At 64.9% G+C, this 16,390-nt stretch carries 8 protein-coding genes and 2 rRNA genes (1 of these 10 running past the window's edge); 1 reads left to right on the top strand and 9 read right to left on the bottom strand.

Going from position 1 to position 16,390, the window contains the following annotated elements; all coding sequences use genetic code 11:
• Positions 1-10: 10 nt before the first annotated feature.
• Positions 11-1,537, bottom strand: a complete 1,527-nt coding sequence (locus tag K5H97_RS03785; protein ID WP_028691312.1) for a CoA-acylating methylmalonate-semialdehyde dehydrogenase — start codon at positions 1,535-1,537, stop codon at positions 11-13.
• A gap of 131 nt (positions 1,538-1,668) precedes the next feature.
• On the opposite strand from K5H97_RS03785, the gene K5H97_RS03780 reads away from it, so the two are divergent.
• Entirely contained in the window at positions 1,669-2,619 is a 951-nt protein-coding gene (locus K5H97_RS03780; RefSeq protein WP_028691311.1) for a LysR family transcriptional regulator, read from the top strand.
• A 38-nt stretch (positions 2,620-2,657) separates the two neighbouring features.
• Here K5H97_RS03780 and K5H97_RS03775 read toward each other — a convergent pair whose 3' ends face one another.
• The 8 genes from K5H97_RS03775 to K5H97_RS03740 all read right to left on the bottom strand — a co-directional run.
• Positions 2,658-3,158 carry an OmpA family protein gene (locus tag K5H97_RS03775; protein ID WP_028691310.1) on the bottom strand — a complete coding sequence of 167 codons (501 nt, stop codon included), beginning with the start codon at positions 3,156-3,158 and terminating at the stop codon, positions 2,658-2,660.
• Between the two features lie 3 nt (positions 3,159-3,161).
• Positions 3,162-4,433, bottom strand: a complete 1,272-nt coding sequence (locus K5H97_RS03770) for a diguanylate cyclase domain-containing protein (protein WP_028691309.1) — start codon at positions 4,431-4,433, stop codon at positions 3,162-3,164.
• The gene (locus tag K5H97_RS03765) at positions 4,430-5,005 is read right to left on the bottom strand and encodes a YfiR family protein (RefSeq protein WP_028691308.1); all 576 of its coding nucleotides are present in this window, start codon (positions 5,003-5,005) and stop codon (positions 4,430-4,432) included. Before K5H97_RS03765 ends, K5H97_RS03770 begins: the two co-directional genes overlap by 4 nt.
• A 69-nt stretch (positions 5,006-5,074) precedes the next feature.
• Positions 5,075-7,150: an exodeoxyribonuclease V subunit alpha gene (gene recD, locus K5H97_RS03760; RefSeq protein WP_028691307.1), complete on the bottom strand. Its 2,076-nt coding sequence runs from the start codon at positions 7,148-7,150 to the stop codon at positions 5,075-5,077.
• Positions 7,147-10,818 (bottom strand): exodeoxyribonuclease V subunit beta, encoded by a 3,672-nt coding sequence (gene recB / locus K5H97_RS03755; protein ID WP_028691306.1) that lies wholly within the window; start codon positions 10,816-10,818, stop codon positions 7,147-7,149. Before recB ends, recD begins: the two co-directional genes overlap by 4 nt.
• Entirely contained in the window at positions 10,815-14,294 is a 3,480-nt protein-coding gene (recC, locus tag K5H97_RS03750) for an exodeoxyribonuclease V subunit gamma (protein WP_028691305.1), read from the bottom strand. Before recC ends, recB begins: the two co-directional genes overlap by 4 nt.
• A gap of 152 nt (positions 14,295-14,446) precedes the next feature.
• Positions 14,447-14,562, bottom strand: a 5S ribosomal RNA gene (rrf, locus tag K5H97_RS03745).
• Positions 14,563-14,695: 133 nt separating this feature from the next.
• Positions 14,696-16,390: ribosomal RNA gene (locus K5H97_RS03740) — 23S ribosomal RNA — on the bottom strand; it runs 1,198 nt beyond the window's last position.

Below are 16,390 nucleotides of genomic sequence, written 5' to 3'. Positions count from 1 at the left end.
GGCGTTCTCCTTAGCGCAGGCTGATGGTGGTGTTCACACCGTCATTGACGCTGTCGTCGTCGAACCAGCGGGCGGTGACGGTCTTGGTCTGAGTGTAGAACTGCACCACCTGCTTGCCGTACGGGCCGAGGTCGCCGAGCTTGGAGCCACGGGAACCGGTGAAGCTGAAGAACGGCACCGGCACCGGGATCGGGATGTTGATGCCGACCTGGCCGATATCGATCTCGCTCTGGAACTTGCGCGCCGCCGCGCCGCTCTGGGTGAACAGGCCGGTGCCGTTGCCGAACGGGTTGGCGTTGACCAGGGCGATGGCCTCGTCGAGGGTGTCGACCTCCAGGGTCACCAGCACCGGGCCGAAGATTTCCTGGGTGTAGACCTGCATGTCGGTCTTCACCCCGGAGAACAGGGTCGGGCCGACGAAGTTGCCCTGCTCGTAGCCCGGCACCTTCACATCGCGGCCGTCCAGTTCGAGCTTGGCGCCTTCCTTGATGCCGCTTTCGATCAGGCCCAGCACACGCTCCTTGGCACGCTTGGAAACCACCGGGCCGACATCGGTGCCCGGCTCGTTGCCGGCGTTGACCTTGAGCTTGCTCGCCGCTTCCTTGATATCCGGCAGCCATTCGCGGGCCTTGCCCACCAGCACCGCCACGGAGGTGGCCATGCAGCGCTGGCCGGCCGCGCCGAAGGCGGCGCCGACCAGGGCGTTGATGGTCTGGGTGCGGTTGGCGTCGGGCAGCACCACGGCATGGTTCTTGGCGCCCATCATCGACTGCACGCGCTTGCCGTGCTGGCTGCCCAGGTTGTAGACGTGGGTGCCGACTTCGGTCGAGCCAACGAACGAGATCGCCTTGATGTCCTGGTGGGTGCAGATCGTGTCGACCACCTGCTTGCCGCCGTGCACCACGTTGAGCACGCCGGCCGGGATGCCAGCTTCCAGCGCCAGCTCGACCAGCATCATGGTCGACAGCGGGTCCTGCTCGGACGGCTTGAGCACGAAGGTGTTGCCGCAGACGATGGCCATCGGGAACATCCACAGCGGGATCATCGCCGGGAAGTTGAACGGGGTGATGCCGGCGCACACGCCGATCGGCTGGCGCAGGGTGTAGGTGTCGACACCGCCGGCGACGTTCTCGGCGAACTCGCCCATCTGCAGGGTGCCGATGGAGGCGGCGTGCTCGACCACCTCCAGGCCACGGAAGATATCGCCCTCGGCGTCGGCGAGGGTCTTGCCCTGTTCGGCGCTGAGGGTCACGGCGATGCGCTTGCTGTGTTCGCGGATCAGCGCCTGCAGCTTGAGCATGATGCGCATGCGCGCGCCGATCGGGGTGTCGCGCCAGGTCTTGAAGGCGCGCTCGGCGGCGGCCACGGCGGCGTTGACTTCTTCGACGGTGGCGAACGGCACCCGCGCCAGCACTTGCTGGGTCGCCGGATTGACGATGTCGCGCCATTCGGTGGTCTTGGACTCGACCCATTGGCCGTCGATCAGCAGCTTGACCTGCTCGACCTTGGTCTGGTCGGGCGTCTGGGGTGCGTTCATCTGCGCTCTCCTTGGAATTATTGTCGGAACGAGGACGCCTACGCCGCAGCGAACGGGGTGGCGCTCAGGGGCTGAGTTCGAGTATAGATGTGCAAACATCCAACAAGAATGCACAAAAAAACCGGATCATCATGCAAAAAGACCTCACCTCCCTGAGCGCGCTGAACTGGGACGACCTCAAGTTCTTTCTTGAGGTGGCGCGCACCCGCAAGGCCAGCAGTGCGGCCAAGCGCCTGGCCGTGGACTACACCACGGTGTCGCGGCGCATCGGTTCACTGGAAGGGGCGCTGGGCACTTTGCTGTTCGAAAAATCACGGACCAACGGCTTCGTGCTCACCGCCGAGGGCCAGCGCCTGCTGGGCTATGCCGAGTCGATCGAGAGCACCCTGCACATGGCCTGCGAGCAGGTCTCGGGTTCGGGCGTGGCATTGTCGGGGCATGTGCGCATGGGCTGCACCGAAGGCTTTGGCAGCTTCTTCGTCACTGCGCAACTGAGCCACTTCGTCGATGCCTGGCCGGCGATCTCGGTGGATATCCTGCCGCTGCCGCACTTCATCAGCCTGTCCAAACGCGAGGCCGATATCGTCATCGCCCTGGAACGTCCGGAACATGGGCCTTATGTGTGCTGCAAGCTGTGCGACTACCGCCTGCGCCTGTATGCGACCCAGGACTATCTGGACAACCACGAGCCGATCCGCGAGATCGCCGACCTGGGCCGCCATCCGTTCATCAGCTACGTGGACGACCTGGCGTTCAGCTCGGAGCTGCTGTACCTGGCCAACCTGATCCCCAACGCCAACGCGCACCTGCGCAGCACCAGCGTGATCGCCCAGTACACGGCGGCCTTGCAGGGACGCGGGCTGGCGATCCTGCCGTGCTTCCTGGCGGCGCAGGATCCGCGACTGGTGACGCTGCTACCGGAGGAGATCGAGGTGACGCGGCAGTTCTGGATGTACTGCCGGGAGGATCTGCGCAAGCTCAAGCGGATCACCCTGCTATGGGATTACATTCGCGAGGTGACCGAGGCCAATGCGCCGTTGCTGATGGGCGAAACCCGCGAGATGAAATTCGCCCAGGGTTGAACTTGAGGGCTTGCCCCGCAATGGATGGCATGCAGCACTCAGTCCGACGCCACCACGATCGACACCCGCCGATTCTCCATGCGCCCTGCCGCGGTGCGGTTGTCCGCCACCGGCTGGCTGCTGCCCATGCCGCGGGTCTGGATGTTCTGCGGCTGCATGCCGATGCCGATCAAGGCCTTGGCCACGCTCTGGGCACGGCGCTCGGAGAGCTGCTGGTTGTAGGCGGCCTTGCCCGAGGCGTCGGCATGGCCATCGATGCGCACACGCTGGATATCCACCGACAGCAGCGCCTTGCCGATACGCTCGACGATCGACTCGCTGGCGCTGTTGAGGCTGTCCAGGTCACTGCCGAACAGCACCTTGCCGGACAGGTCGAACGCCCAACCCTCGTCGGTCGGGGCGAAGCCCTCGCGCTTGAGCACGGCGACCTGCTCGGGGGTCAGTCCCTTGGGCGGTACGCTCTGGCAGCCGGCCAGAGCCAGTAGCGCCAGCAGCAGGGTGATTAACGGGAAACGCAGCACGGAAAAACGCTTGGTCACGGTTCAGCTCCTGTTCTTTGCATCAGTGGCGCAGCGTTCCGTCTGCGCCACTTGCCAATGGCCACGGCGATTGCGCTTGGCCTGGTACATCGCCGCATCGGCGGCATTGAGCAGACTGGCCGGGTCACGGCCATCGTCCGGGTAATAGGCGATACCGACGCTCAGCGAGGTGGTCAGGCTGGTGCCATCCTCAAGCTGCACCGGCAGCTTCATGCTGGCGACAATCTTCTCGGCGATGCGCTGGGCATCCTCGCGCGAGTGCAGCGGGGTCAGCAGCACGGCAAACTCGTCGCCGCCCAGGCGCGCCACCAGGTCATGCTCGCGCAGTTGCGCACGCACGCGGCTGGCCACGCTGATCAGCACTTCGTCCCCCACCGCATGGCCGAGGCTGTCGTTGATCTGCTTGAAGTGGTCGCTGTCGAGGAACAACAGCGCCAGATGGTCTTCGGTACGTGCGGCATTGCGCAGGCTGCGGCTCAGCCGCCCTTCGAAGAACGCGCGGTTGGGCAGGCCAGTGAGGCTGTCATGGCTGGCCTGGTGGGCGAGGCTTTCGTTCTCGCTCTGCAAATGGCTCTGCCAGACCTCCAGCTCATCGAGCAGGGCATTGAAGTCATTGCCCAGCTCGTTGAGCTCGGCGATTTGGGTCTGCGGCACCCGCCGGTCGAAACTGCGCTCGCGCCGCGCGGCGTGGGCAACGCTGGCCAGGTTACGCAAGGGGCGGATGATATCGCCGAACAGGCGTCGCGACAGGTACAGCGCCAGCACCGCGCTGAGCACCGTGCACACCAGAATGCCCACCAGCCCGCTGAGCAGGAAGCGCACCAGGCTGCCACCCTGCCCGGTCAGCTCGATATGGCCGACCCGCTGGCCCATGTGCTGCACCGGCATGTTGATCGGTTCCTCCAGCAGGCTGCGCGCCACCTGGGACTGCAACTGCGCCATTACCCCCTGCTCGTCGCGTTGCCAGTGGGCGAGCAGGTCGCCATCGTTGTCGTACACCTTGGCGTCGGCCACTTCTTCGGTGGACGCGATCAGCGCCAGGGCCTCGTTGGCCGCGGCACTGTCGTCGAAGACCACGGCGGCCTCGACGGTGTAGTTGATGGAGCGGGCGATCAGGTGCAGGTTGTGGTTGGCATAGACGCGCAGCGCCGCCACCCCGAGCAGGGTCACCAGCACCCCGGCCAGGCCCGCGGCCAGCAAGGCCACGCTCAGGTGTCCCCGCCCGAGCACGGCGCGCAGGGTCGGCCGGCTGAAGCGCCTGGCTGAACGTTTCATGGCTGCCCCGCCCGCCGTCGCGACAATTGCAGCACGCTAGGGTGAATGCGCACGCCACTGCGTGCCACTGAGTCGAGGTTGACGTCGAACGCCACCTGCTGATCGCCGACCCGCAGGCAGAACAGGCTACCCACCGTGCACGGATCGTCGGCCTCGCTGATGCTCAGCACCGGGTGGCCGTTGATCCGCTGGAACAATCGCTCACGTTGCTGTTTGTCGAGCTTGCCGAGGTAGATGGCGTCGCAGGCACTGGCCACGCTCGGATCGTCGGCGAGCAGGCGGCGCACCTGCAGGGGTTGCCCGGACTGCTGCAGGTTGCCCTTGATCAGGTCGTCGGCGTATTCGGTCGGGCCGACCAGGCACAGGCGCAAGGGATTGGGGTCGGCAGGCCAGCGGGCGTAGCTGAGGATGCCCAGCACGACCTGGGTCACGGCCTTGGCCCGTAGCTTCACCTGCGCCTGCGATACGGCATTGTCCGCCCAGGCGGGCGCGCCGTTCGACAACAGCATGGCCATCAGCAACGAGAGCGCACAGCCCTTCACGCGTCCCAGGGCCGAGACAGCCACTGTCATGGGGGGAAATCTCACAAAATGTTTGCGGATAATGCCGCAACGATAGCATATCAGCGGCAAACTCCAGAGTCAGACTTGCTCCAGCATCAACCCCGAGACCCGCCGGACCTTGCGCCCCACCGCCTCCTCGAACACCCCTGCCCGCGGCTCGATGAGGCTGAAGCAATGCTTGGCGCGGGTGATGCCGGTGTACACCAGTTCCTTGGTCAGCACCGGGTTCAGCGCGTCGGGCAGCACCAGCGCGGTATGGCTGAACTCCGAGCCCTGGGACTTGTGCACGGTCATGGCGAACACCGTTTCCACCTCGCTGAGACGGCTGGGCAGTACGAAACGCACCCCACCGCTGCCATCGTTGCGCGGAAAAGCCACGCGCAGCAGCGCCTCTCCATGATCGTCCGGCAGGCGCAAGGCGATGCCGATATCGCCGTTCATCAGCCCGAGGCCATAGTCGTTGCGGGTGACCAGTACCGGACGCCCCTCGTACCAGGGTTGCTGGTTGTCGATCAGCCCGGCGTTGTGCAGCACCCGGGCGACCCGCTCGTTGAGGCCTTCGACGCCCCAGGCGCCCTTGCGCACGGCACAGAGCAACTGGAACGCCTCGAAGCTCTGCAGCACCTCGGCCGCCCAGCGCTCCCAGCGCGGATCGTCGCCTGGCGTGCCTGGCGGCGGGCGCAGGCGACCGATGGTTCGCAGGTAGCCGCGATACCCTTGTGGCCCCTCGGGGCCTTGGTTGAGGCCATCGAGCAGCAGGCGCTCGAAGCGTTTGTCGTGCTCGCCGCCCAGGGTCAGGCAATGGACATCCGCCGGTCGGGTCGCCAGCAGCGCACGCGCCTCCAGGGCTTGCTGGCGATTGACCAGGCGCGCCAACTGGCCGATGCCGCTGCCTTCGCCAAAACGCCGCGAGTGGCGCAGCATCACGATCTGCTGGGCCAGCGGGTTGCGCTGGCCGTCGCCCGACCTCAGGCCGATGTCGGCCAGCGACTGTCCGCCCACCTGCTCCAGCCAGGCCAGGGTCTGCGGCCAGTAGCCGCCATCCTCGGCGTCTCGGCACAGGTCGCCCAGCACCGCTCCGGCCTCCACCGAAGCGAGCTGGTCCTTGTCGCCCAGCAGCACCAGCCGCGCATTGGCCGGCAGGGCGTCGAGCAGGTTGGCCATCATCTCCAGGTCGATCATCGAGGCTTCGTCGACCACCAGCACATCCAGGGGCAACGGGTTGCCGGCATGATGGCGGAAGTGCCGCGAACCCGGGCGGCTGCCCAGCAAGCGGTGCACGGTGCTGACCTCGGTGGGGATCTGCGCCCGCACCGCGCCATCCACCTGCAAGCGCTCCACCTGCTGGCCGATGGACTCGGTGAGGCGCGCCGCGGCCTTGCCGGTCGGCGCCGCCAGGCGGATGCGCAGCGGCCGGCCTTGCTCGACCGCAGGCCCCTGCAACAGCGCCAGCAGGCGTACCACGGTGGTGGTCTTGCCGGTCCCGGGGCCGCCGGTGATGACACTGAAGCCGGCACGGGTGGCCAGAGCGCAGGCCAGTTTCTGCCAATCCACCTCGCTTGCGGTCGAGCCACCTTCGAACAGTTGCGACAGACGTAGTGCCAGGTCGGCCGGCTGAGGCTGAAGGCGCGCCAGGCGCTCATGCAGGGCATTGTCGATGCGCCGCTCGTAAGTCCAATAGCGGCGCAGGTACAGGCGCTCGCCGCTGACCACCAGTGGCCTGGCACGCTGCTCGACGGTATCGCCTGCGGCAACCAGGGGACTCTCGGCGAGCCGCTGCAACCAAGTGCCCAGCTCGAGGCTGGCCAGCAGCTGCGAAGGCAGCAGCAACGGCCCGGCCAGCGCATCGCCTTCCGGTGGCAGCGACAGGGCGAAGTCCGGCTCGGCAAGGGTCTGTTGCAGATCGAGGCAGACATGGCCATGGCCCAGCTGGTGGCTGGCCAGGGCGGCGGCCAGCAGCACCAGCGGATCGCTGCCCGGCGCCCGCTCCTCGAGGAAACTCACGAAGGCCCGGTCCAGGGCGCGCAGCCAGCCACGCTCGACCCAGCGATAGAGCAGCGCCAGCAGGTCCCGGCTGTGGCGCAGCGGCGCCAGGGCGCTCAGGTGCTCGGCCTGCAAGGGCGTGGGCAGCAGGTCGTCGAGGTTGCGGCTCATGGCGTGGCTCCGGCAAACAGGTCCTGTTGGGCGGGTTCTTGCTCACCCCGGAACATCGCGTCGAGCTGTTCGATCAGCGCCCGGGGAGGCCGCGCATGATACAGCCCATGGCCGGCCGAGGTGACCCCACGCAGGAAGATGAACACGGCACCGCCGACATGCAGGTCGTAGTCGTAGTCGGGCAGGCGCGCGCGCAGCTGGCGATGCAGGGCCAGCAGGTAGAGCACGTACTGCAGGTCGTAGCGATGCTCGAGGATTGCCTGCTCCATGGCCAGGGCGCCGTAGGCCTCGGCGTCGGGGCCGAGCCAGTTGGACTTGTAGTCGGCCACGTAGTAGCGCCCGTCGAGTTCGAAGGCCAGGTCGATGAAGCCCTTGAACATGCCGTTGAGCACGGTCGGCTGGGCGGCCGCCCGCGTCATTCCAACGTGGGTGTGGCGCGCCACCAGATGGTCGAGGCGCACCGCGTCGACCTGATGGCTGGCGAACCAGAACTCCATTTCGACCTGGTAGCGCTCGAGGCCTGCGAGGGTCAAGGTGGCCCCTTGCAACGGCATGGGCTGGACCAGCAGTTGCTGCAGCCATTGGGTCAGCGTGGGAATCCAGCCTGTCCAGTCGCGTCGGTTGCAGCGCTGGCCCACGGTGCGTTCGATCACCGGCCCTTGGGCGGCGACCTCGGCGAACCCTTCGCGCCCCGCCCATTCGAGCAGGCCGTGGAGGAAAGTGCCCGGATTCGGCCCACGGGGGAAGCGGTGGATATCGCCCGCCTCGGCCGGCACCTCACGCAGCGACTGGCTGTCCAGCACCTCGTCGTCCAGCAATTGCTGGGCCTGGGAGCTGTCGGCGACCAGGGTCTGGTCGCCCACCCGCAAGGCACTGTACGAGGCGATCCACCAGTGTTCCGCAGCGGCCCGACGAGGCTTGCGCGGCGGCAGCAGCTCGCGCTGGCTGTCCGGCGTGCGGTAGCACAGGGCCTGAACCTCAGGCAGCGGACCATGGGTGATGGCCGGATTACCGGCCGCCAGGGTAGCGAGCCATTCGCCCAGCTGGCTGGAAGCCGCCAACGACAGGCCGCCACCCAGCAGGTAGCCCAAGGCCGAACGATGCAACTGCGAACTGCGCTGGGTGCCGCGCTTGAGGTCGGCAACGCCCAGCCAGCAGGCATGCTGGGCACGGGTCAGGGCGACGTAGAGCAGACGCAGGTCCTCGGCCAGGCGTTCATCGTCGGCGCGCTCGATCTGCGCGGCGTCCGGTGTCAAGGTCAGGTGCGCCACGCCCTGGTCGTCGTGCCAGCCCAGGGGCAGGCGCTGGCCATCCACCGGCTTGCTGGTGCAGATGAACGGCAGGTACACCAAGGGGTATTCCAGGCCCTTGGACTTGTGGATGGTCACCACCTTGACCAGTTGCTCGTCGCTTTCCAGGCGCAGGATCTGCTCTTCTCCGGCTTGCCCTGCGTTGGCCAGGTGCTCGGTGAGATGACGGATCAGCGCCTGCTCGCCATCCAGCTCACCCGCGGCCTGCTGCAGCAGTTCAGCCAGGTGCAGTAGGTTGGTCAGCACCCGCTCGCCGTCGCTGCGGCCCATCAGCGCCCGCGGCAGCTGGAAGTCGTGCAGCAGGCGCCGCAGCATCGGCAGCACGCCCTGGCGTTGCCAGATGTCGCGGTAGCGGCGAAAACGCATAACCCAGTTTTCCCAGACCCGCTCATCCTGGTTCAGGCGCTCCAGTTCGATAAGCGGCAGGTCGAGGGTCAGGCTGGCCAGAGCGGCCTTGAGCATGCGCTCCGAGTCCGGCTCGGCGCAGGCCTTGAGCCAGGCCAGCAGGTCATGGGCCTCCTGGGCGGCGAACACCGAATCCTTGTCCGACAGGTATACGCTGCGCACATCGCGAGCCGCCAGCTCGGCGCGGACCAGCTGGGCCTCGCGACCGTCGCGCACCAGGATGGCGATATCGGAAGGCAAGCAGGGTCGCAGCTTGCCGGCGGCATCGGCGAAACCGCTGACGCCTTGCTGACCACCTTCGAGCAGCTCGACGATATGGCTGGCGCAACTGGCCGCCAGTTGCTGGCGATACGTTGTGCTGGACACCGGCTCGTCGCTCTCCAGCTGCCAGCAATGCAGGGCCGCGCTGGGCTGCCCGGCGATCAGCAGTTGCTCGCCACGACCCTTGGCGCGCACTTCGACGAAGGGCAGCGGGTTGTCGCCCTGGGCACGGAACAGGAAGGCGCCACGGCCCTCGGCGCGTTCCTCGGCCTGCAGGAACACCCGGTTGACCGCCGCGACCATGGCCTGGCTGGAGCGGTAGTTGGTGTCCAGGCTGTGCAGGCGCCCGGCGGTGGCACGGCGCGCGGCCAGGTAGGTGAAGATGTCGGCGCCACGGAAGGCATAGATCGCCTGCTTGGGGTCGCCGATCATGAACAAGCCGGTGTCCGGGTTGTTCTCGGTGATGCGGTAGATGCGCTCGAAGATCCCGTACTGGACGGGGTCGGTGTCCTGGAACTCGTCGATCAACGCGACCGGGAACTGCTCACGGATCAACGCGGCCAGGCGCTGACCGGAGTCGCTGCCCAGGGCATGTTCCAGGCGCAGCAACATGTCGTCGAAGCCCATTTCGGCGCGGCGACGTTTCTCCACCTCGAAGCGCGCCGATACCCAGGCGGCGGCATGCTCCAGCAACCGTGCGTCAGGGCTGGCCAGCCCCTGCAACTGCTCGCGCAAGGACTCCATGACCCGCAGCGCCGGGTGTTGCGGCGGCTCGCCGGACTTCCAGGCCTCGGCCAGGCCAGCGGGTGTCAGACGGGTGAAGCCGGTGCCTAGGTCCAGTTCCATGGCCTGCTCATCACCGGCCCAGGCCCGCAGCTTGTCGAACCAGGGCTCGAAATAGCGTGCCTGCAACTTGCGCCCGTCGGCCTGCTTGGCCGCCACGGCATCGCGGCAGATCTGCTGCAGCTCGTCGGCCCAGGCGCCCCAAGGCGCCTTGAGTTGGGCCAATTGCTCGGTGCGCTGGCGCAGGGTCGCCTCGATCAACGACTGCGGGTCTTGCTCGTCCTCCTGGCCACGGACACGGCCAAACAGCGGTCTGATCCTCGGCAACAAGGCATCGGGGCTGCCCCAGTTGCCACGCACCCAGGCCAGTGACTCGCCGCGCATGCCGTAGCAGAAGCGCCGCCAGTAGTCGCGCATGACCTGGCCCAGCAGTTCGCTGTGATCGGTCTCCAGGCTCTGGGTGAACAGGCTGCCACTGTCGAAGGCGTGCTCGCGCAGCATGCGCTGGCACCAGCCGTGGATGGTCGAGACAGCGGCCTCGTCCATCCACTGCACGGCGATCTCAAGGCGGCTGGCGCAGCGTGGCCATTGCTCCTGTGGGTAATCGTCGCGCAGCAGATGCAGCAGCGGGTCGGCACCGTCCAGCTCGCCGCGGAAGAAACGCGCCGCCTCGGCCAGGCGCGCGCGAATGCGCTCGCGCAGCTCCTTGGTGGCCGCGTCGGTGAAGGTCACCACGAGGATCTGCGGTGGCAGCAGCTCGCGGCTGAAACCCTGCTCGCCGCCATGGCCGAGTATCAGACGCAGGTACAAGGCCGATATGGTGAACGTCTTGCCGGTGCCGGCGCTGGCTTCGATCAGTTGGCTGCCGTGCAGGGGGAAACTCAGCGCCAGGGGGCGGGCTTGGGTCATTGGGCGTTCTCCGGGTTACCCAGGGTCTGCCAGGGCGCTGCGAACAAGGGGCGATACAAGGCTTCGCACCAGCCTTCGAAGGTTTCGTCGAGGGCCAGCGCGGCGAAGTCACGATACTGGCGGGCCAGGGCCAGGCTTTCGCTGCGCTCGCCGAAGTTGTTCTGGCCGTCACCCTCATAGGCGCGGATCGCGGCGGCCGTCGCCTTGTCCGGGTCCTCCTGGGCCAGCCAGGCGAAGGCGGTCTTGGCCGCCACCGGCAAGGGCGCGTTCATACCCGCCTGGCGTGCCACCAGCAGTTCGCCCAGGCGCTCTGCCGCCTCGCCCTGAGGCAACGGGGCCAACAACAGGGTCAGGTCACTGGCCACCAGCGCGCTGTGCAACGGGTAGCCAGAAGCACAGGCAGCAAGGTGCATCACCCAGGTCGGCACCAGCCGGTGCCACTTCAGGCTGTTGCGTCCAGCACTGAGGGTATTAGGCACGGTGGCGATGCTCAACAGGCTCTGGTCCTCGGCCTGGTACACCTGGCCAAGCCAGCCCTCCAAGCGCAGCGGCCCCTGTTCGAAATGGATCGGCATGGCGCCCTCGACCCGGGTTGGCCAGCGCTGCAGCAGTTGCCGATGGCGTTGCAGCAAGTCCGGCAGCGGCTGAATCAACTCGGCCTGCAAGGCTTCGCCGAAGCCTGCCAGCGGCAACATCCCGCAGGCCTGGAGACGTCGGGCCTGGGCCTGCAACGCCCGCTCGGCGTTGTCCGGATCGGCCAGCGCGGCGCCAAGCAGGCTTTCGCTCAGGCCATAGCGTTGCAGAGCGTCCAGCACGAAGGGTTCTTCGTCCGGGGTCGGTGCCTCCAGGGCCTCGAAGAACACTTTCAGGCGCTGGCTGAAGAAATGCCGGACCGGATGGCGCAGGAAGTCCTGAAGCTGCACCAGGTTGAGCGGCTCATCGCTGGTGTAGGGCGACAGTGCGACAGGCACTTGCGCTTCGTCCTCGGCCTGGTGCAACGCCAACCATTCATGGGCGAAGCTGAACAACGGGCTGCCCTTCTGGAAGTAGCGCTGGCTGAACGGCTGCAATGGGTGCTCCTGGGTCAGGGCATGCAACAGCTGCTGCCCAGGGTCGTCGCGTTGGCCGGTCTTGGCGCCGGCGAGCTGCCAGCCGGCGGCCAGGTGATCGCGCAACTGCCCGATCAGCACCGAGGACGGTCGCTCGCTGTTGTCGCGGATGCTGTGCCCGACCCAGCTGACATAAAGCTGGTCACGTGCAGAGAGCAAGGCCTCGAGCAACAGATAACGGTCATCCTCCCGACGCGAACGGTCCCCTGGTCGGTAGTCGCTGGCCATCAGGTCGAAGTCGAGGGGCGGCTGGGCACGTGGGTAGTCACCGTCGTTCATGCCCAGCAGGCAGACCACCCTGAACGGGATGGCGCGCATGGGCATCAGCGTGCAGAAGTTCACCGAGCCGGCCAGGAAGCGCTGGGACAACTTGCCCTGGTCCAGCCCGGACAGCCAGGCTTCGCGCACCACGGTCAGTGGCAGCAAATCGTGCAGGCCGACCGCGTCGCAGGTTTCCAGCCAGGTGTCGCGCAGGTCCTGCAGCTGTACCAGGAGCAGTTCGTCATGCTCGTTTTCGGCCAGGAAGAAGATCTGCAGCAACGCATGCAGTCGTGCCCCCCAATCCGTCGCCGTGGCCGGCTGTGAGAGCGCCTGGCAGGCAATGTCCAGAGCATCGAGCAACGCCACCAACGGGCCGATCAGCGCGGCGTCGAGGCCGCCGATCTCATCGTACGGCTCGATACCGTCACAGCCTTCGCCCACGCCGACTGCGTACCCCAACAGCATGCGCCGCAGGCCGAAGCGCCAACTGTTCTGCTCAAGACCCTCGGGCAGGCCAAGGCTGGCGCGTTGCTCTGCGCTCAACCCCCAACGGATACCGGCGCCTTCGATCCAGCGGTGCAGGGTTGGAAGGTCGCTTTCCTGAATGGCGAAGCGGGCGCGCACTGCCGGCACGTCCAGCAGGTCGAGCACTTCGCTGACGGCGAAACGGCTGTCGGGCAGCTTGAGCAGATGCTCCAGGGCGATCAGCAGTGGGTCGCGGCCACGCTGGCCCTGGTCGGTCAGGGTGAACGGGATGTAACGCGGATCGTTGCGGTCGAGCTGGCCGAATACGGCACGGATATGCGGTGCGTAGGTGTCGATAGCCGGCAGCATGACAATGACGTCGCGAGGCCGCAGCGTGGGGTCGGCACTGAAGCGGGCCAGCAACTGATCGTGCAGGATTTCCACTTCGCGCTGCGGACTGTGGGCCAGGTGGAAACGTACGGAGCGGTCCTTGGCCGGGTCGACCGCCGGCCACTGCTCGCGGGTCTCGGCCAGGGGGCGCAACTCGAGGATATCGTCCTGCAGCTGGTTGAGCAGGGTCTTCGGTTCACCTTCACTGAACAGGTCGATGCGTCCGTCGCTGAACACGCCCTGGTAACTGCCGGGATCGTCGTAGCTGTCGAGCAGGTTGATGTAGTCGCGCCCCTGCTTGCCCCAAGCGGCCAACAACGGGTGTGCATGTTGGTGCAGCAGATCGTCGTCCAATTGCAGGGGCATGCCCTGCTTACGTTGCTGACGCTTGTACTGGTGTCGCAGCAGGTCCTTGTCGGCGACGATATCGCCCCAGTGGTGGCGGCAGGGGTTGTGCACGCACAGCAACACCTGGCTGAAGCGGGCAAGACCTGCCAAAGCCTCGAGGATCTGGGCAGGCAGCGACGAAATGCCGAACACGATCAGCCGCGCCGGCAGCCCGGCGGGGGCCTGTTCCAGGCCGTTGATCCGCTCGATGAAACGTTGATGCACCCCGGCCCGGCTCTGGGCCATGCCCGCCTCGCCCACGTCTTCCAGCAGAATCCGCCACAGCTCGGCCTGCCAGCGATTGCCGGCGGCCAGCGGCTTGCGCTCACCCCGTGCGGTGTTGAGCACATGGGCACCACTTGCCCAGTCCTTCAGCCAGTCGGCACGGTAGACCTGGTACTGGTCGAACAGGTCGGCAAGGCGCTCGGCCAACTGATAGCGCTTGCGCAGGTCGCTGTCATCGGTAAGGAAGCGGCGCAGGGGCTCGAAGTGCGGGCGTTCGATCACTTCCGGGAGCAGGCGCATCAGGCGCCAGGTCAGGGGCGCCTTGTCCAGCAGTGACACCTCGGGGATTTCGTCGCGCCCCAGCACGCGACGGTACAGCTGCCACATGAAGCTACCCGGAAGCTGCACATCGATGGCGGCTGCGATCCCGCAACCGCCCTGATCGTCGTCCTGTGGGTCCTCGGCCAAGGCCAGTTTCAGCCATTGGGCGATACCGTTGCTCTGCACCAGGGCGATTTCGTTTTCCAGCGGCGCCAGGGGGTAACGGCGCATCACGCTCACCACCAGATTGCGCAGGTCGTCCAGGCGGTTGCCCTGAACGATCATGAAGCCTGGGTGAAGTGAGGTGGTCTGGGGCATTGGCTGGTCTCGGGGAGCGGTTGATGCAGAGGAGAAACCTTATCACGGAGGCAGCCGACACGTTCCCCCTGTCGGAACGGCATTGGCTTTTGGGCAAGCGGAAAAGACAAAACCCCTACCTGCTCGCGCAGATAGGGGTTTTGCGAAATGAATCTTGACGATGACCTACTCTCACATGGGGAAGCCCCACACTACCATCGGCGATGCATCGTTTCACTACTGAGTTCGGGATGGGATCAGGTGGTTCCAATGCTCTATGGTCGTCAAGAAATTCTGTTGCCAGAATGTCTTAGGAACACTCTTGGCTAATTCGGATATGTGAATTTGTGGTCTTACGAACTTTCGGGTCTTTCGTCTTCACCACCACAATCTGGCCGCAGCGCAAATTGCTTGGGTGTTATATGGTCAAGCCTCACGGGCAATTAGTATTGGTTAGCTCAACGCCTCACAGCGCTTACACACCCAACCTATCAACGTCGTAGTCTTCGACGGCCCTTCAGGGAGCTCAAGGCTCCAGTGAGATCTCATCTTGAGGCAAGTTTCCCGCTTAGATGCTTTCAGCGGTTATCTCTTCCGAACATAGCTACCCGGCAATGCCACTGGCGTGACAACCGGAACACCAGAGGTTCGTCCACTCCGGTCCTCTCGTACTAGGAGCAGCCCCTCTCAAATCTCAAACGTCCACGGCAGATAGGGACCGAACTGTCTCACGACGTTCTAAACCCAGCTCGCGTACCACTTTAAATGGCGAACAGCCATACCCTTGGGACCGGCTTCAGCCCCAGGATGTGATGAGCCGACATCGAGGTGCCAAACACCGCCGTCGATATGAACTCTTGGGCGGTATCAGCCTGTTATCCCCGGAGTACCTTTTATCCGTTGAGCGATGGCCCTTCCATACAGAACCACCGGATCACTAAGACCTACTTTCGTACCTGCTCGACGTGTGTGTCTCGCAGTCAAGCGCGCTTTTGCCTTTATACTCTACGACCGATTTCCGACCGGTCTGAGCGCACCTTCGTACTCCTCCGTTACTCTTTGGGAGGAGACCGCCCCAGTCAAACTACCCACCATACACTGTCCTCGATCCGGATAACGGACCTGAGTTAGAACCTCAAGGTTGCCAGGGTGGTATTTCAAGGATGGCTCCATGAGAACTGGCGTCCCCACTTCAAAGCCTCCCACCTATCCTACACAAGCAAGCTCAAAGTCCAGTGCAAAGCTATAGTAAAGGTTCACGGGGTCTTTCCGTCTAGCCGCGGATACACTGCATCTTCACAGCGATTTCAATTTCACTGAGTCTCGGGTGGAGACAGCGCCGCCATCGTTACGCCATTCGTGCAGGTCGGAACTTACCCGACAAGGAATTTCGCTACCTTAGGACCGTTATAGTTACGGCCGCCGTTTACCGGGGCTTCGATCAAGAGCTTCGCTTGCGCTAACCCCATCAATTAACCTTCCGGCACCGGGCAGGCGTCACACCCTATACGTCCACTTTCGTGTTTGCAGAGTGCTGTGTTTTTAATAAACAGTCGCAGCGGCCTGGTATCTTCGACCGGCGTGGGCTTACGCAGCAAGTGCTTCACCCTCACCGGCGCACCTTCTCCCGAAGTTACGGTGCCATTTTGCCTAGTTCCTTCACCCGAGTTCTCTCAAGCGCCTTGGTATTCTCTACCTAACCACCTGTGTCGGTTTGGGGTACGGTTCCCAGTTATCTGAAGCTTAGGAGCTTTTCTTGGAAGCATGGCATCAACCACTTCGCGCTCTAAAGAGCACTCGTCATCAGCTCTCGGCCTTGAAATCCCGGATTTGCCTAAGATCTCAGCCTACCACCTTAAACTTGGACAACCAACGCCAAGCTGGCCTAGCCTTCTCCGTCCCTCCATCGCAATAACTGGAAGTACAGGAATATTAACCTGTTTTCCATCGACTACGCTTTTCAGCCTCGCCTTAGGGACCGACTAACCCTGCGTCGATTAACGTTGCGCAGGAAACCTTGGTCTTTCGGCGTGCGAGTTTTTCACTCGCATTGTCGTTACTCATGTCAGCATTCGCACTTCTGATACCTCCAGCAAGCTTCTCAACTCACCTTCACA

Origin of the sequence: Pseudomonas mosselii (genome assembly GCF_019823065.1) — a bacterium.
GTDB lineage: Bacteria > Pseudomonadota > Gammaproteobacteria > Pseudomonadales > Pseudomonadaceae > Aquipseudomonas > Aquipseudomonas mosselii.
Note: the sequence above shows the minus strand (reverse complement) of the source record. Positions and strands in the feature narration are given on the sequence as shown.